The 16,642-nt window shown below is 65.7% G+C and carries 16 protein-coding genes, 1 tRNA gene and 1 pseudogene; 8 read left to right on the top strand and 10 right to left on the bottom strand.

Features of this window, described 5'->3' with window-relative positions; all coding sequences use genetic code 11:
• Together K8V11_RS06680 and K8V11_RS06675 are read right to left on the bottom strand one after the other, a co-directional pair.
• The coding region (locus K8V11_RS06680; protein WP_303911925.1) for an LLM class flavin-dependent oxidoreductase at nt 1–1,113 on the bottom strand (1,113 nt) is incomplete at its 3' end.
• 169 nt (nt 1,114–1,282) lie between these two features.
• Nucleotides 1,283–3,193: a BCCT family transporter gene (locus K8V11_RS06675; protein WP_303911927.1), complete on the bottom strand. Its 1,911-nt coding sequence runs from the start codon at nt 3,191–3,193 to the stop codon at nt 1,283–1,285.
• Between the two features lie 338 nt (nt 3,194–3,531).
• On the opposite strand from K8V11_RS06675, the gene K8V11_RS06670 reads away from it, so the two are divergent.
• Complete coding sequence (locus tag K8V11_RS06670; protein WP_303911923.1) at nt 3,532–4,446, top strand: glycosyltransferase; 915 nt, start codon at nt 3,532–3,534, stop codon at nt 4,444–4,446.
• Here the strand turns inward: K8V11_RS06670 and K8V11_RS06665 are convergent.
• Nucleotides 4,443–5,015, bottom strand: a complete 573-nt coding sequence (locus K8V11_RS06665; RefSeq protein WP_303911921.1) for a hypothetical protein — start codon at nt 5,013–5,015, stop codon at nt 4,443–4,445. The two genes, K8V11_RS06670 and K8V11_RS06665, sit on opposite strands and share 4 nt — an antisense overlap.
• 120 nt (nt 5,016–5,135) lie before the next feature.
• Between K8V11_RS06665 and K8V11_RS06660 the strand changes: the two genes are divergently transcribed.
• The gene (locus K8V11_RS06660) at nt 5,136–5,597 is read left to right on the top strand and encodes a flavodoxin family protein (protein ID WP_303911919.1); all 462 of its coding nucleotides are present in this window, start codon (nt 5,136–5,138) and stop codon (nt 5,595–5,597) included.
• Here the strand turns inward: K8V11_RS06660 and K8V11_RS06655 are convergent.
• The 4 genes from K8V11_RS06655 to K8V11_RS06640 all read right to left on the bottom strand — a co-directional run bounded on the left by K8V11_RS06655 (nt 5,579) and on the right by K8V11_RS06640 (nt 7,947).
• A complete protein-coding gene (locus K8V11_RS06655) occupies nt 5,579–6,175 on the bottom strand; it encodes a dihydrofolate reductase family protein (RefSeq protein ID WP_303911917.1) in 597 nt (198 codons plus the stop codon). The genes K8V11_RS06660 and K8V11_RS06655 overlap by 19 nt on opposite strands.
• A gap of 94 nt (nt 6,176–6,269) precedes the next feature.
• Nucleotides 6,270–7,430: an SGNH/GDSL hydrolase family protein gene (locus K8V11_RS06650; protein WP_303911916.1), complete on the bottom strand. Its 1,161-nt coding sequence runs from the start codon at nt 7,428–7,430 to the stop codon at nt 6,270–6,272.
• Between the two features lie 92 nt (nt 7,431–7,522).
• A tRNA-Gly gene (locus K8V11_RS06645) sits at nt 7,523–7,596 on the bottom strand.
• Nucleotides 7,597–7,680: 84 nt separating this feature from the next.
• Nucleotides 7,681–7,947 carry a hypothetical protein gene (locus K8V11_RS06640; RefSeq protein ID WP_303911914.1) on the bottom strand — a complete coding sequence of 89 codons (267 nt, stop codon included), beginning with the start codon at nt 7,945–7,947 and terminating at the stop codon, nt 7,681–7,683.
• Between the two features lie 337 nt (nt 7,948–8,284).
• On the opposite strand from K8V11_RS06640, the gene K8V11_RS06635 reads away from it, so the two are divergent.
• From K8V11_RS06635 to K8V11_RS06620, 4 genes are all read left to right on the top strand, one after another.
• The gene (locus K8V11_RS06635) at nt 8,285–9,163 is read left to right on the top strand and encodes a hypothetical protein (RefSeq protein WP_303911913.1); all 879 of its coding nucleotides are present in this window, start codon (nt 8,285–8,287) and stop codon (nt 9,161–9,163) included.
• A 64-nt stretch (nt 9,164–9,227) separates the two neighbouring features.
• Nucleotides 9,228–9,797, top strand: coding sequence for a dCTP deaminase (gene dcd / locus K8V11_RS06630; RefSeq protein WP_303911912.1), 570 nt, complete (start codon nt 9,228–9,230; stop codon nt 9,795–9,797).
• Nucleotides 9,798–9,936: 139 nt separating this feature from the next.
• Nucleotides 9,937–11,304, top strand: coding sequence for a UDP-glucose/GDP-mannose dehydrogenase family protein (locus K8V11_RS06625; RefSeq protein ID WP_303911910.1), 1,368 nt, complete (start codon nt 9,937–9,939; stop codon nt 11,302–11,304).
• Between the two features lie 143 nt (nt 11,305–11,447).
• Nucleotides 11,448–13,004 carry a sodium:alanine symporter family protein gene (locus K8V11_RS06620; protein ID WP_303911908.1) on the top strand — a complete coding sequence of 519 codons (1,557 nt, stop codon included), beginning with the start codon at nt 11,448–11,450 and terminating at the stop codon, nt 13,002–13,004.
• Nucleotides 13,005–13,162: 158 nt separating this feature from the next.
• Here K8V11_RS06620 and K8V11_RS06615 read toward each other — a convergent pair whose 3' ends face one another.
• Nucleotides 13,163–13,900: an ABC transporter permease gene (locus K8V11_RS06615; protein WP_303911906.1), complete on the bottom strand. Its 738-nt coding sequence runs from the start codon at nt 13,898–13,900 to the stop codon at nt 13,163–13,165.
• Nucleotides 13,897–14,610: an ABC transporter ATP-binding protein gene (locus tag K8V11_RS06610; protein ID WP_303911905.1), complete on the bottom strand. Its 714-nt coding sequence runs from the start codon at nt 14,608–14,610 to the stop codon at nt 13,897–13,899. The genes K8V11_RS06615 and K8V11_RS06610 overlap by 4 nt, the downstream gene beginning before the upstream one ends.
• On the opposite strand from K8V11_RS06610, the gene K8V11_RS06605 reads away from it, so the two are divergent.
• Together K8V11_RS06605 and K8V11_RS06600 are read left to right on the top strand one after the other, a co-directional pair.
• A complete protein-coding gene (locus K8V11_RS06605; protein ID WP_369693046.1) occupies nt 14,516–15,250 on the top strand; it encodes a TetR family transcriptional regulator in 735 nt (244 codons plus the stop codon). The two genes, K8V11_RS06610 and K8V11_RS06605, sit on opposite strands and share 95 nt — an antisense overlap.
• Nucleotides 15,251–15,412: 162 nt before the next feature.
• Nucleotides 15,413–16,498 (top strand): TauD/TfdA family dioxygenase, encoded by a 1,086-nt coding sequence (locus K8V11_RS06600; RefSeq protein WP_303911900.1) that lies wholly within the window; start codon nt 15,413–15,415, stop codon nt 16,496–16,498.
• Between the two features lie 10 nt (nt 16,499–16,508).
• On the opposite strand, the pseudogene K8V11_RS06595 reads toward K8V11_RS06600, so the two are convergent.
• Nucleotides 16,509–16,642, bottom strand: a pseudogene (locus K8V11_RS06595) (aminotransferase); the annotation flags it as partial.

The raw sequence follows: 16,642 nt of genomic DNA, 5'->3' as shown, positions 1-16,642 counted from the left end.
GTAACCGAGTCGGTGCAGTTCGGGGATGACTCCCTCGCCGACGTGGAAGGCCTCTTCGAGGTGCGGGTAGCCGGAGAAGATGAAGTGGCTGAGGCCGGCCTCGAAGTACTCGCCGATGCGCTCGGCAACCTGCGCGTACGAGCCGACGAGCGCGGTTCCCGCGCCGCCACGAACGAGCCCGATGCCCGCCCACAGGTTGGGCGCCACCTCGAGCTCGCGGGCATTGGTACCGTGGGTGAACCCGCCGCCGCGCGATTGCAGCGCGGTCATTCGCCGCTGGCCCTCGGACTGCGAGCGCGCGAGCCCGCCCTGGATCTGACCCACGACCTCTGGGTCGAGGCCGTCGACGAGGCGCTGCGCCTCGGCCCACGCCTCCTCCTCGGTCTCGCGGGCGATGATGTGGAGGCGAATACCGTAATCGAGTTCGCGGCCGTGCCGGGCAGCGGCCGAACGCGCGCGTTCGATCTTCGCCTGCACGTCGGCAGGGCGCTCGCCCCACGTGAGATAGACCTGCGCGTGCTTGGCGGCGACCTCGATGCCCGCAGGCGAGGAGCCCCCGAAGAACACCTGCGGCGGCTGCGCCGGGCGGCGCGAGAGCACCGCGTGCTCGACGTCGACGTGCTCACCGCGCAGGGTGATCGGCTCGTCCTCGGTGAGCAGATGGTTGATGACCTGCAGCGACTCGTCACCCACGGCGTAGCGCTCTTCCTTGCTGCGGTGGTCGCCGAAGGCGCGCTGCTCGTGGTCCTCGCCGCCGATGACGACGTTGAGCTTGAGCCTGCCGTTCGACAGCTTCTGGAACGTCGTGGCCTGCTGGGCGATCACCGTCGGGCTCACTAGCGAGGGGCGGGCGGCGACGAGGAAGCTCAGCCGCTTCGTCGCGCCGATCAGCGCGGCGGTCGCGATCCACGCGTCCTCGCACCACAATCCCGTCGGCACCAGGACGGAGTCGAAGCCGTTGGATTCCGCGGCCAGGGCGAGCTGGGTGAGGTAGCCGAGGTCGGCCTCGCGCTCGCCGTAGTGTCCCGTGGTCCCGTGTCCGCCGGCCATGATCGCGCGCGAATCGCCGTAGGTGGGCAGGAACCAGTGCAGGGTGATCTCGGAATTAGCCATGCCCGGAAGTACACCAGCGCGTCGCCCCGCCGAACCACCGTTCAATTCGCGGTGAATCTAACGGGCCTGTATCCCGCGCGCCGGTCGCTAGGCTCGCGCAGGCAGGACGAGTCCGGCTCCCGTGCCACGAGGGCAGGGGAGCCGGAAGAGGGTGCCGGGGAGAGGCGTCCTAGCGGGTGTCGCCCGAATCGGAGACGCTGCCGGAGTCCGAAGCGGAGCCTGCATTCTCGGCGGTCGACCCGGATTTCTCGCTGTCGGCCCATTCGCCCGACGAGTAGTCGTAGTCGATCTCGTTGCCGTCGTCGTCGGTGCGGCGGTACCAGTCGGTGACCTTCTCCGAGGTCGAGTCGAAGTCGGCGCCCGCGCCGCGACCGTCGGTGGACGGGGCGACGGAGATCTCGAAATCGTCGCCGTGCTCCTCGAGCCCCTTGACGACCGCGTTCTTGATCGCCGTCTGCGCGTAGGTGCGCCGGATCGCTGCCGGGTCGGTCGACAGGTCCTTGAGGAACGCGACCGCGAGCCCCACGAGCACTACGGAGAACGGGATCGCGATGAGGATCGTCAGGTTCTGCAGCCCGGTCAGAGCGGTCTCGCCGCCCACCAGAAGCATCACCACGGCGATGCCCATCATGCACAGACCCCAGAAAACGACGATCAACTTATTGGGGGCCGGGTTCCCCTTCTCGGACAGGGTGCCCATGACGACGGACGCCGAATCCGCAGAGGTGATGAAGAAGACGGCGAGCACGAAAATGATGAGGAACGGCGTGATCGTGCCCAGCGGCAGGTTGTCGAACAGCGAGAACAAGACGTTCTCCGAGGTGGCGGAACCGTCGAACCCGGGAATGTTCTCGCGGCTGAAGCTGATCGCGGTGCCACCGAAGATCGTGAACGCGAGGATGAGGATAAACGTCGGAGCGAGCGTCGTCACCAGCGCGAACTGGCGAATCGTGCGGCCGCGGGAGATCCGGGCGATGAACATGCCGACGAACGGTGTCCACGCGATCCACCACGCCCAGTAGAACGAGGTCCACACAGCCTGGAACTCGATGGTGTCCTGCCCCCACGACAGGCCGCGGCTCATCATGTCGAGCAGATTGTCGGCGTAGCTGAGGATGCCGGCGGGAACGAGGTTGAGCAGGAACAGCGTCGGCCCGAGAAGGAACACGAACAGGATGAGACCGAGCGTAAGCGTGATGTTGATGTTCGACAGGTAGCGGATTCCTCGCGAGACCCCGGACACGGCGCTGACGATGAAGCACGCGGTGAGGATCCCGATGATGACGATGAGGACGGTATTCGTGACCTCGCTGGCACCGGAGACGATCTGCACTCCCTGCCCGATCTGGATCGCGGAGAGCCCGAGCGTCGCCGCGGTGCCGAACAGCGTCGCGATGATCGCCATCATGTCGATGATCGATCCGGCCAGACCCTCGGAACGATCGCTACCGATGAGCGATTTGAACACCGAGCTCAGCAGCGTCACCCGGCCGCGCCGGTACGAGCTGTATGCGAGCGCGCCGCCGACCATCGCGTAGAGCGCCCAGATCATCAGCCCCCAGTGGAAGTGCGACTGCGCCATCGACAGGTGCAGCGCCTCCGGGGTTTCCGGGTCGACGCTGTGCGGCGGCGGGGTGAGGTAGTGGCTCAGCGGCTCGGAGGGACCGAAGAAGAAGATGCCGACGCCGATACCCGCGCCGAACATCATCGCCACCCAGGAGAACAGCGCGAACTCGGGTTCCTCGTCGTCCTTGCCCAGCTTGATTCGCCCGAAACGCGAAAAAGCGAGATAGGTCATGACGGCGAGCCCGAGGATCATCACGAGGTTGAGGAGCCAGCCGAGGTTCTCGATTGCCCAGGCGAACATTGTCGACGAGACGGTCCCGACCGAATCCGGATCGAGGATGCCCCAGGCGATGAACGCCACGATCAGCGCGGCGGTGGAGCCGAACAGCACCTTGTTCATCCCAAAGGTGTTGCGCTGTTCCTCGATGCTGAGACCCGGCACCAGCCCCGGATGCATGTCGTGCGGGTACACGCCGACCGTGGTGCTCGTATTCGCCGAGAGGAGGTTCCCCATCAGGGTTCCGTCCTTCGACGTGCCGCCGGCGTCGCCGGTAGACGGAGGTTCTTCGGAAGAAGCTTTTCCGGGCATGGTTCATCGTCCTGTTCATCAAAGGGGGAAGGTGCAGGAATCCTGCGGAGTGCGAGCGGGTCGCAATTGGGGAAACGCTACCGTGGCGCGCCACTCAGGCAAATCCGAACCGAGCGGTGCTCACATCTTCGCGGGGGCTCCGGCACCAGACAATAAGACCTCCGCACCGTGGCAACTTTAAGCCGAGTGAGTAAAAGCTTAGAATCTAATTTAAAGAGTGCCGCTGAACGTGGCTCGCTCTCATCTCGTCCGGAAGGCCCTTTATGGCATTGCCGATCACCTGCATCCTGCCCGTCTACATCGGTGTGGACACTGATGAATTCACGAGGGCCTACCGCAGCATCGTGCATCAAACCTCGGAGCCGGATGAGATTTTCGTCGTGCTCGACGGGCCGGTCCAACCCGGTATCGAAGCCTACCTCGACAGCCACGATGGCCCGCAGCTCACGGTCGTCCGTTTCGACGAGAATCGGGGTGTCGCCGCGACGATGCACGACGCATTGCCGCTCGCGCGAAATCGGTGGATCGCCCGTCACGATGCCGACGACATCATGATGCCCGACCGGTTGGAGAAACAGTGGCCCGTGGTGTCGACAGGCGACTATGCCGCAGTGGGCGGAGCAATCGTCGAGTTCGAGGGCGACCCGGATCACGTCGTCCGGGTGAGGCGTCTACCGTCGGAGCCCGAAGCGATAGCGAAGTACGTGAAGATCAACAGCCCGCTCAACAATCCGACCGTCATTCTCGACAAGGAAGCTGTCCTCGCGGTCGGCGGAATCCGCGACGTGCTCTTCATGGAGGACTACGACCTTTTCGCGCGCCTCATCGCCGCCGGGTATTCGCTGCGGAGTCTCGACGAGGTCCTCACACTCCAGCACGCCCCAGAGTCGATGTTCGACCGCCGCACCGATGCCCGCCTCGCCAAGGCGGAGAAAACGATGCAGGGCAATCTCGTCGAGCTCGGCCTCATCGGTCGCCCGCGGGCATTTTTCAATTATGCGGCGCGCCAGCTCTTCCGCTCGCTACCGCGTCCGCTCCTCAAGCGCGCGTACTCCGCGCTGTTCCATCGCCCGGGCGCCCTTGACGAGCCGATCACCGAGGTTCGGCGCTGGCTCGAGCAGGACTGGCCGGGTTTCGTGCCGGAGCCACACGACAGCCCGGCGCCGCACGACGGTTAGATCACGCTATTGGTGAGCTCGGCGATAATCGACGAGTTGTACAGGTTCTCGAACGGCACGACCACCTGGTTGGCGTAGGTCGACCGCCGCTGGGAGAAGAACTCCGCGAGCCGGCGTTCGAGGACCTCGCGATCGGAGTCCACAGGGACCTCGATGGCATTCATCGTGAAATCGACGCCGCCATCGGAAATCGCCGCCGACTCGAACGCGGAGGCCAGATCCTCCCATGCCAACCGGTAGTCCGAGCGTCGTCCCGGGTTGTCGGTCGCGGTGTATCCGACGATCAATCCGGTGGACGGGTTGGACAGGTGCGGGACGACATCGTCGAACACGTCCCAGATGTCGGTTTCGTTGTGCAGCCAGTCCCGCCAGTTGTCGTCCTCGACGGGTTCGAGCACGACGAGGAGAGCGGTGGCGGTTTCCCCGTGGAGATCGCTGCGCTTCTCGGCGATGGTCGTGCGCGTCCCGGTGCTTTCGATCGCGCGCGCAAGACCGGCGACGTGCGCGGCGTCCTTGCCGGTGATCACTACGTGTGGGCGGTCCGTCCCATAGCTGCTCGGGATGCTCATATGGCCAGGCTACCAGGCAAAACGTGTTCCGAACTTCCGCCCGCGCGTATCGTGTGCGGCGAAGGCGGACGCGCACGCGACGCCCGACGAACCGAACCCAGCGAAGGATCCGGCACCGCTATGAACTCCACGATCATCACCACATCGCGATCCCCGCACGGCAACACGCGAAAGATCGCCGACGTCATCGCCGCAGAACTCGGCGCCACGATTCACGCCCCCGGCCCCGAGGCGAACGCCGCGATCGCCGCCGCCGATCTCGTCGGTTTCGGATCCGGCATCTATTGGATGAACTTCCGGAAGAGCCTCCGCGAGTTCGTCGCGTCGCTGCCGGAAAGCGAGGGCAAGGACGCATTCTTCTTCGCCACGAGTGGCTTCCCACAACCGCCCATTCTCGCCCGCTATATGGACGGGATGCAGCAGGCGCTCGAGGCGAAGGGCTTCCGCGTCGTCGGCGGCTTCCACTGCCGCGGCCTCGACACGATGGGCCCGTTCGGACTCATCGGCGGGGTCAACAAATCGAGCCCCACCGCGAGCGACCTCGAATCCGCGAAGGCCTTCGCTCAGCACCTCGCGTCGTAGCGCAGCTTCACCAGCTCCGAATCCGGCAGCACGCTCGCCTCGAGCAGCCGCAGCCCCGCGCGCTCGCCCGCATACATCTTCGATCCGGCGCCGAGCATCGCCGCCCCGACGAGCACGATGAGCTCGTCGACCACCCCCGCCGCGAGCAGCGGATTCCATGTCGTCGCGCTGCCGAACATCAGCAGCGATTCGCCATTCGCCTTGCGTCGCGCGATCTCCGCCGGCGCCTCGCTACGTGCCACCACGGATGACGTCGGAGCCCACGGATCGCCCGGCCCGATCGTCATCGAGTCGCTGATCACCAGCGAGTCGAGCGTGGTGATCAACCTCGCCGTGTCTAATTCCCGCTGTTCGCTCGACGGGTCCTCCGCGATCGCCGACCAGTGCCGGAAATTGCTCGGGAACCATGTGCTCCCGTAGACGACGGTGTCCGCCCGGCGCAGCAACTCGAGGTTATGGGTCGTGAAGGCGTGCTCGAACGGCATGGGCGACAGGTCGCCGCCGGGGCCCTCGTAATAGCCGTCGAGCGACGTCAGAACTGAGACGACGAACGTCGCGTCCTTTGCTTCGGATTCCATGTCGGCTCTCCTTTTCGGTGTCTGTCCAGCATCCGAAAAGGTGGAGGGAAATCATTGTCCGATCATGCGTGATCTGTGCGGCGACCGCCGGAGATCAGGCTTTGAAACCCTGCCCGCGAAGCGCGAGATCGGCGAACCGCTCGGCGATCAACGCGTGAGCATCCTCGGGCGGGTGCAGTCGGTCCGCCGAGGGATAGGCCGCCTCGTCGTCGGCGCCGAAGAGCGCGAGCCCGTCGACGAAGTGGAGGTTGGGATCGTCGGTGCGCCGCCGCGCGACGACCGCTGCGATCACCTCGCGGGCGGAGCGGAGAGTCAGCTTCCCTGCGGCCACGTCCTCGGCTGTCCCGGTCGCGAGATAGCGGATTTCGCCGTCGCCGAAGTCGGTCGCCGCCGGCCCGGGGGTGTCCTCGTGGATCGCGCAATGGAGAGCGGACACCACCACCAGCGGAGTCTCCGGATGCCCCTGCCGAATGGTGTCGAGAAAATTGTCGAGCAGCGGCGCGAGCTCCTCGGTGCGCACGGCGCCCGCATTGACGAGGTTGATCCCCACCTTCACGCTGATCAGCTCGGCGGGAAGATCCCGAATCCCCTGCGCGACGAACCCATCGAGCATCGCGCTACCGCTGAAGCCCAGGTTGGTCAGCTCAAGCCCCGCCTTGCGAGCGACGCGAGCTACCCATGTCAGTGTCGGCGCCGTCGCGTTCGATCCTTGGCTGATCGAACTTCCGTAGTGCACCCACCTGGGCCGCGAGTCAAAGTCAACCGGCTCGACTGGCTCGTCTGCACGCAGCTCGACGAGCTCGATGCGCTCGTAGTGAGGCAGCCAAATCTCCACGGTTTTGTCGCCGCTCGGCAGGTCGTCGATTCGAATCGTCTGCGTCGGACCCTCGTCGACCTCGACGCTCCCGCTTGCAGGGTCGATCGTTACGCGGGTGCCGCCGCTCGTCTCCACGTGCCGCTCAAGTCTGCCGTCGATCACGATGTCGACGTGGCAATCGGCGCGGGGCGCAACGCCTCGAAACGCCGGGTATGTGCGGTGTGCGCTCAGCTCTACACTTGTTGACGCCGTGCGGAAGGCCAACCGCACGCCGGCCGGCTGCGCCTGCGCGGACAAAAGCTGGCCGTCCGCCTGCTCACGAGCCCACCCCGGCAGTCTGCAGGGGACGAGTCCTCTTTCGGTGGTCTCCATATCGAGCGCGCCGTGAATCAGATTCGACGTAATCGGGACGGGGCGAAGCTCTCTCGAAGAACTCATGTGAAACCTTGATCTGCCGGTGCTACCGACAAACTACGCGTACTCGCCGGTTGTCTGGGCGCGGTCGCGCGCCTAAAACGTACGAGGAAGGTTGGAGCCGATGACGGGAATCGAACCCGCGCTGTCTGCTTGGGAAGCAGAAGTTCTACCATTGAACTACATCGGCACGCTGCGAAAACTCTGCCGAGCTTCTCGTATGAAAAGCGGTCGCCGAGTTGCAGGCTGCGCCTAGCTTAGCACGCAGAGTCGGCTACTTTCTGGGCGCCTTCGACTGCTTGCGTGATCCGCCCGGCATTGAACCCTTGCCGTGGATTCCGGGCTTCGGTGGGTTCCGCGGAACGATGCCCATGCCTATCCCACCGAGAATGGCGACGGCCAATCCGAGAGCGATTGAGACCCACAGTGGAGCCCCGGCGGTGACTCCCATGAAGAAGACGACCACCCCGACGCCGAGGAAAACTGTGGACCAGATGGTCCATCTCCACGTGTATTTCGAAGGTTCTTCTGGACGTGTCATGCCCCCATTCCACCACTTCAGAAGGTTCCTTTGCCAAACGTCAAAGGGTTGCAGGGGTAAGGGCAACCGAAAAATATTTGGTTAGGGGTTGCTTTTACAGGTAAGCCTTACCTAATGTGAATCGCGGCGGCTCGTCACGGACCGCGCTCCGTTGGACACTCGGGGGTCGGGCAGGGCCCCCGAGTGTCACTTAAAACCAGCGTGAGTCCGTGGATTGATATCGCCGCCGGGGCGCGCAAGGCTGTACCGAAGATCGGAGGCTCGCGCGCCAAGCACGAAACCACCCTTCACCGACAACGACCACGCCGCTTCGACAGGCAGGAACCCAGGGGGCGCAATGCACACGGCGATCGCCGACCCGTCCGAACGACTCGCCTCCCTAGTTCGGGCCGGCTGCGGCCAGGTGGAGATCTTCGCGGTGCCCGGTTATCCGCCCGCCGCAAGCTTTCCCATCGTGTTCGCGTGCCTGCACCGCGGAGCGCTCGTTCTCGGCATCGAATCGTTTGGCGGGCAGGCCGAACTGATTGCCGCGACGGCGCGCTGCGAACTCCTCGACTGCGTGTATCAGGCCGAACTCGGCCCCGCCGGCGCCGGACTTCTCGGCTCGTGCCGGTGCGGAGACCGGCCCGGGCACCTCGTCAGGCAGATCGCGAGCGTCACTGGGGCGATCACGCTTCCCGGGTTGGAGGAGCAGCGCGTGCTCGCGCTGGAGATCGCCGCTGACGTCGCGCACCCGGAACTCCTCGCGGTCGGCACGGAAGTTCGGCTCCTCGTGATGCAGCCCGAGAGCATCGGTCTTGTCGACTCCTCCGGCGTCGACAGCATCCTTCCCGAGGAACTCGAGCTGGCGGCTCCCGATCCTTTCTGTGATATCGAGGCCGTGTGGCTCGCCCGGCTTAATGACCCGGGGTCCGGCGTCATGAGAAAAATGCTCCACAACCTGCGCCACGAGGCGCAGTGGCAGGGTGGGGGACAGGCTCTGCCGCAGACGGCGGTGCTCACCGCGCTCGATCGTTTCGGCGTGACGATGTCCGCGCTCGACCTCGGCGGTGTGCGCCGCGAGTGGCGGATCGACTTCTCCAGCGATTGCGTGACGGTCGCGGACCTCGGGCGTGAGATCCGGCGCTTGTGCGGGTTGTCGGCGAGGCCGATCGGGCAGGAGCCCGTGATGGCGCGGCCACTGCAGGATCGCCACGACGACCCGCGCGGCGCGTAGCCTCCCCGCCCCAATCCGCCCGTGTTCTTCCGGCGCTGCAGCCGAGGACGGTAGCCTTATCCCCGTGCTTTTATCAGACCGCGACATCCGCGCCAGCCTCGAATCCGGCCGCCTCGGGATCGATCCGCTCGACGAATCCCTCGTGCAGCCGTCGAGCATCGACGTGCGCCTGGACAAATATTTTCGCGTGTTCAACAACTCGCGGTACACGCACATCGACCCGGCCCGGCAGCAGGACGAGCTGACAACGCACGTGGAGACGCCCGAGGGCGAGTCGTTCGTGCTGCACCCCGGCGAGTTCGTGCTCGGCGCGACGCTCGAACGGGTCTCGCTCGGCGCGGACGTCGCGGGCCGGCTCGAGGGCAAGTCCTCGCTCGGCCGGCTCGGTCTGCTCACGCACTCGACCGCCGGGTTCATCGACCCTGGCTTTACCGGTCACATCACGCTCGAGCTGTCGAACGTGGCGAACCTGCCGATCACGCTGTGGCCGGGCATGAAGATCGGGCAGCTGTGCCTGTTCCAGCTCTCCAGCCCCGCGGAGCGCCCCTACGGTTCGAGCGGTGTCGGATCGAAGTACCAGGGGCAGCGCGGGCCGACGCCGTCGAAGGCGTACCTCAACTTCCCGCAGCAGTAGGCGCCGTCTCCCGAAATGTACGGTTGTTCGCCACTCGGTTACTTGCCGGTCATGTGATCACGTGATGTTCACTTGATCGGCGACCGTACGTCTTCCTGCGGCGAAATGCTGGTCATTCGGCGGTGAGAATGTCGACCGTATGCGTATGGCCGTTTTTGGTACCGGATATCTCGGCGCTACCCACGCCGCTTGTATGGCCGAGTTGGGGCACGATGTGCTCGGCATCGATGTCGACGAGGCGAAGATCGCGCGCCTCGCCGCGGGAGAGGTCCCGTTCTTCGAACCGGGGCTGCCCGAGCTTCTTCGCCGCACGGTGGATTCGGGGCTTCTCCGCTTCACCACCGACTACGGCGAGGCCGCCGAGCACGCCGAGCTCTTCTTCATCGGCGTCGGCACGCCGCAGCGCAAAGGTGATTTCGCCGCGGACACCACGTATGTAGAGGCCGTGGTGCGCGAGCTCGCGCCGACGCTCACCCGCAACAGCGCGATCGTCGGTAAGTCCACCGTCCCCGTGGGCACGGCCGCTCGCCTGCAGGAGCTCGCCGACGAGCTCACCCCGGACGGTGTCACCCTCGAGGTGCTGTGGAACCCGGAGTTCCTCCGCGAGGGCTTCGCGGTCAAGGACACCCTCGAGCCGGACCGCGTTGTCGTCGGCCTGTCCGATCCGGAGGCGGGCCGCACCTTCGGTCAGGACCTTCTCTACGAGGCCTACGATTCCATCCTTTTCGAAGGTCTGACGGCGGAGCAGCGCGATGCCGGGGAGACCGCCACCCCGTTGATCGTCACGGACCTCGCGACCGCCGAACTCGTCAAGGTCTCCGCCAACGCGTTCCTCGCGACGAAGATATCCTTCATCAACGCCGTGTCCGAGGTGTGCGAGGCGGCGGGCGCCGACGTCACCGTCCTCGCCGATGCCATCGGCATGGATCCTCGCATCGGCCGCCGCTTCCTCGGCGCCGGCCTCGGCTTCGGCGGCGGCTGCCTGCCCAAGGACATCCGCGCCTTCATGGCGCGCGCCGGCGAGCTGGGCGCCGATCAGGCGCTCACGTTCCTCCGCGAGGTCGACGCGATCAACATGCGCCGCCGCGAGAAGATGGTGCAGCTCGCCGTCGACACCATGGGCGGCTCGCTCATCGGGACGACGGTCGCCGTGCTCGGCGCCGCATTCAAGCCGGATTCGGACGATGTGCGCGATTCGCCTGCCCTCAACATCGCCGGCATGCTCTCGCTCAAGGGCGCACAGGTCATGGTCTACGATCCGCAGGCGCTGGACAATTGCCGCCGCCTCTACCCGACGCTCGGCTACGCCGATTCCGCGCTCGGGGCGTGCACCGGTGCGGACATGGTCATCGTCGCGACCGAATGGAAAGAGTTCATCGGGCTCGACCCGAAATCGGTTGCAGAGGTCGCCCGCGGGCGCCACGTGCTCGACGGTCGCAACTGCCTCCCGCGCGAGGCATGGGAGTCCGCCGGGTTCGACTACCGCGCCCTGGGGCGTGGCCGTTAGCGCCCGATTAGGGGAATTATTTCTTATAAAGCGAGGTCGCTGTTTCCGGCGCGTAAACAAACTTGCGGAAACCTTCTGCTGGGCGGTTCCGATCCTCTAACTTGAGGAAATCCTATTTCCTTGGTTAGAAAGGTTCGCCCCTCATGAGCGATGCCATTGATTGGCTTGCCAGCAATATTATGGGTCCGCCCTTTATCGTCCTCTGTCTCGGCGCCGGCCTGTACTTCACGGTTCGCACCCTGTGCGTGCAGGTCGTCAATATCCCCGACATGATCAGTCAGATCGTCAAGGGCGAGAAGTCCGAATCGGGCGTCTCCTCGTTCCAGTCGCTCATGATCTCTCTCGCCGGCCGGGTCGGCACGGGCAACATCGCCGGCGTCGCGACGGCCATCGCCTTCGGCGGTCCCGGTGCGGTGTTCTGGATGTGGGTCATGGCGTTTCTCGGCGCCGCCACCTCCTTTGTCGAATGTGCACTCGGTCAGGTCTACAAGGAAAAGGATCAGGACACCGGCGAATACCGCGGCGGACCGGCCTTCTACATCGAGAAGGCCTACAAGCACACCAAGGCGCGCGAATTCTCGCTGTTCTACGCGATCTTGTTCGCCGTCGTCACCGTCATCGCGATGAGCTTTTTCCTGCCCGGCGTGCAGGCCAATGGCATAACCGAATCGGCGAATCAGGCCTGGGATCTGCCGCTGTGGATCCCGACCCTCATCATCGTCGCACTCCTCTTGCTCATCATTGTCGGCGGCGTCAAGCGGATCGCGGCGTTCGCCTCGTACGTCGTGCCGTTCATGGCATTCATCTACATCGTCATCGCGATCATCGTGATGTTCCTCAACTACGACCAGATCGTCGACGTGTTCAGCAGCATCTTCGGCTCCGCCTTCGGCACGGACGCCGTGTACGGCGCCATCTGGGGCCTCGCCGTCCAGTGGGGCGTGAAGCGCGGCCTCTACTCGAACGAGGCCGGCCAGGGCACGGGCCCGCACGCGGCATCCGCTGCCGAGGTCTCCCACCCCGCAAAGCAGGGTTTCGTGCAGGCCTTCGCCGTCTACATCGACACCCTCTTCGTCTGCTCGGCCACGGCATTCCTCATCCTGTCGACCGGCATGTACCGCGTCTATCAAAATGGCGCCGAGGAGCCTAGCGAGATCCTGCAGCGCGGCTCCGGCGGTCTGGCCGACGATGTCGCCGCCGGCCCGGGCTTCGCTCAGGCGGGCATCGACAGCATGTTCAGCTCGATCCCGGGCGCGGGCCCGTCCTTCGTCGCGCTCTCGCTGTTCTTCTTCGCGTTCACGACGATCGTCGCCTACTACTATATGGCCGAAACGAACCTCACCTACGTCATGCGCTGGGTGCCCAACCAGACCGTGCGCCGCGCACTCGTGTGGGTGCTGCGCATCCTCATCGTCATCGCGGTCGCCATCGGCGGCCTGAGCACCGAGCCCGGTCAGGCCTGGGCGCTCGGCGACATCGGCGTCGGCGCGATGGCGTGGCTCAACATCCTCGCGATCCTCGTCCTGCAGGTGCCCGCGCTCAAGGTGCTCAAGGATTTCCGCGCGCAGAAGAAGAGCGGACTCGATCCGCAGTTCGATCCGCGCACGCTCGGCATCCGCAACGCGGAGCTGTGGGAGCTGCGCGCCGACGGCTTCAACGTCAAGAAGGTCGACGGGCCGGGAACGCCGGAAATGGTCTGACCTCCGACGTCATACCCGGCTGGCACCCAGCCTCCGTGGATTGTGTGGTCCATACGGGCGGTCCATAACCGGGGCCGGAGCATCGCGCTCCGGCCCCGGCTTTTTTATTTGTGACGTCGGACGTGCCGATTCGCTTCGCGCACGTAGCGGGCTCGTCCCTACTGCGTGCGGCGGCGGAGCGTCGCGGCGCCGAGCGCGATGAATACGACGATGAATCCGATGACCACGGCGATATCGCGGCCGACGCCGTCGGCAACGGTCGAGGTCGACAGCGTGTTCATTGCCTCGACGGCGTAGGACAGCGGGAGCACATTCGACAGCGCCTCGAGCGCCCCGGGCAGCTGCTCGCGCGGGACGAGGAGCCCGCACAGGAAGATCTGCGGCACGATGAGCACGGGCATGAACTGCACGGCCTGGAACTCGGTGCGCGCGAACGCGCTCACGAGCAGGCCGAGCGCGGTGCCGGCGAACGCGTCGAGCACGGCGACGAGCGTGAACAGCCACACGCTGCCCGCGAGGTCGAGGCCGAGCCAGGTCGTCGACACAGCGATCGCGATGGAGGTTTGCACCAGCGCGATGAGCCCGAACGCGATGCCGTAGCCGGCCACGAGGTCGAGCTTGCCCATCGGCGTGGTGAGCGCGCGTTCGAGGGTGCCCGAGGTGCGCTCGCGCAGCGTCGTCACCGAGGTCACGAGGAACATGAGGATGAACGGCAGCAGCGCGAGCAGCGCCGGCGCGATGCGGCCGAAGAGGCTCATCGGCGTGGCCGAATACAGCCACCACAGCAGCGCCATGAGCAGCGAGGGTACGGCGAGCAGCATGACCAGCGTGCGCGGGTCGCGGCGCACCTGCGTGAGCACGCGCGCGGCGACGGCGAGGGTGATTCGGATGCTCATCGGACCAGCTCCAAGAACGCGGACTCGACATCCGTAGTGTGCGTGTCCCGCAGTAGCGCCTCGGGCGAGGAGTCCGCGATCAACTCGCCCTCGCGCAGCAGCAGGAGCCGGGAACAGTGCTCGGCCTCATCCATCACGTGGCTCGAGACGATAATCGTCGTGCCCGCGTCGGCGAGCTCGGCGAAAAGGCGCCACAGCTCGACGCGCAGCACGGGGTCGAGCCCCACGGTCGGCTCGTCGAGGACGAGCAGCTCCGGATTCCCGAGCAGCGCCGCCGCGAGGCTCACCCGCGAGCGCTGCCCGCCGGAAAGATTCCGCGCGAGCTCGCCCGCGTGGCTCCCCAGGTCGACCTGCTCGATCACCCTCGCGACCTGCGCACGCGGCGCCCCGAGTAGCTTGGCGAAGAACCGCAGATTCTCGGTCACGGTGAGGTCCTCGTACACGCTCACCGCCTGGGTGACGTACCCGATGCGCGAACGCAGCGCCCGCGCGCCCGCCGGCTCGCCGAGCACCGTGAGAGTCCCGGAGACCCCGGCCTGCACGCCGACGATCGCGCGCATCAGCGTCGTCTTTCCGCCTCCCGACGGGCCGAGGAGTCCGGTCACGGATCCACGTATGACGTCGAACTCCAAATCCTTCAGGACCTGCTTCTTGCCGCGCCGGACGGACAGGCCGTCCGCGGACAGTGCCACATTTCGAGTCGTTTCCATGCGCCCAGAGTCCACCCGGGCGAGTAGGATTTCCACTGTGGTGAATTCCCCGAGAGGCCGGCGCAAGGGCCCCTCGCGTACTCGAAATGCGCTCCTTAGCACAGCTCGCGAGCAATTCATGCTCCGTGGGTACGACCGCACCTCGGCGCGCGTGATCGCAGAGATTGCCGGCGTCGACCACGCGATGGTGAATTATCATTTCGGCTCCAAGCGTGGACTGTTCGCGGAGGCGATGGCCATCGAGGTCTCACCGCGGGTGATCCTCGACGTGGTCCTGCAGCATGCGGACACCTCGAACCCCCGCGATTTCGCGCGCAAGATCGCCGTCACGTTCCTCTACATGTGGGACCAGGAGGCCTTTCGCGAGCCGCTGCTCGGCATCATCCGGCAGGCGGCGCACGACGAGCAGACCCGCTCGGCAATCGCGGAGTTCATGAGCGCCGAGCTCCTCGGCCGGATCGCCGCGATCCTCGGTGGGGAGCGCGCCCGGGTGCGCGGCGGGGCGGTGGCCTCGGTGCTCGTGGGGACGCTGATGAGTCGCTATGTGTTTCGGCTCGAGCCGTTCGCGTCGATGCCGCGCGAGCAGCTGGCCGACGTCATCGCTCCTATGCTTGCCGTTCCGCTGCAGCGCAAATTCTAGGCACCACCCGCGGGCACGGAAGTGAGTACAAAACGAACCCTTATACTCACTTAACCCCCTAAGTGAGTATATGGAGATTCGGCGCACTCGTTTGCGCGGCTTAGGTTCAGCGTGGATCGAAGGCTGGGGTACGCCTCCGGGCGCGTGGTTTGATCGACGTCATTGGATAGACAGATCGGTCTACCGGGCGCGCAGCAGCGCCGCGGCGGAACCGATTCGAGTGAAGGGGACACCGCGATGACGTTGACGACCGAATACATTCCCGACAGCTTCGGCGAACTTTTCCACAACATTCGGCCGGAGACCGGCCCGGCCGAGAAGCCGGGGCCGGCGGTGCACCGGCTCGGCAAGAATATCGGCGCGCGGATCTCCGGGATCCGCGTCTCCGGAGATCTCTCGGTCGACGAGGTCGAGCTGATTCGCACGGCGCTGGCCACGTACAAGGTGGTCGTGTTCGAGGGGCAGCATCACGTCGACGACGAGACGCAATACGCGTTCGCGCAGCGCCTCGGCACGCCGACGCTGGCACACCCGACGGTGCACTCCACCGGGCGCGATCGGCTCGTGATCGAGGGCGCCGCGAACGCGTGGCACACGGACGTGACCTTCGTCGACCGGGTGCCCAAGGCGTCGATCCTGCGTCCGAAGATCCTGCCGCCCTACGGCGGCGGCACGGTGTGGGCGAACACGGTGGCCGCGTACGAGGCACTGCCCGAACCGCTGCGCGTGCTCGCCGAGAACCTGCGCGCCGTCCACTCCAACGACTACGACTACGCCGCGCAGGGGCAGCGGTCGACGGACACGAACTTCGGTTCGCGCGAGGAGTTCGTGCGCATTCCGTTCGAGACCGAGCACCCCGTGGTGCACGTGCGCCCTGAAACCGGCGAGCGTTCGCTTTTGCTCGGACAGTTCGTTAAGAAGTTCACCGGTCTGCGCTCCTACGAATCGGACGAGCTCTACCGGATTTTCCAGGAGCGGATCACCAAGCCGGACAACACCTTCCGCTGGAACTGGAAGCATGGCGACCTGGCGATCTGGGACAACCAGGCGACGCAGCACTACGGGATTTCCGATTTCGGCTCGCATCGGCGCGAGCTCCACCGCGTCACCCTCGCCGGGGCGATCCCGGTCGGCATCGACGGGCGGCCCTCGACGGTGCTCAGCGGGGACGCATCGGAGTACTCGGTGGTCGACACCGCGCCGCCGCTGCGCGATTACCGCGGCGACGCCGCGGTGCTCACCGAGTAGCGAACCGCGCCTACTGCCGGTAGCTCGCCAGGAAGTTACCGAGACGCTCGAGTGCGTCGGTGAGCGTGCGCTCGTCCGGCAGTGTCACCACGCGGAAGTGGTCCGGATCCGGCCAGTTGAAGCCCGTGCCCTGGGTGAGCAGGA

Source organism: Dietzia timorensis (assembly GCF_020742175.1).
Lineage (GTDB): Bacteria > Actinomycetota > Actinomycetes > Mycobacteriales > Mycobacteriaceae > Dietzia > Dietzia timorensis_A.
Note: the sequence above shows the minus strand (reverse complement) of the source record. Positions and strands in the feature narration are given on the sequence as shown.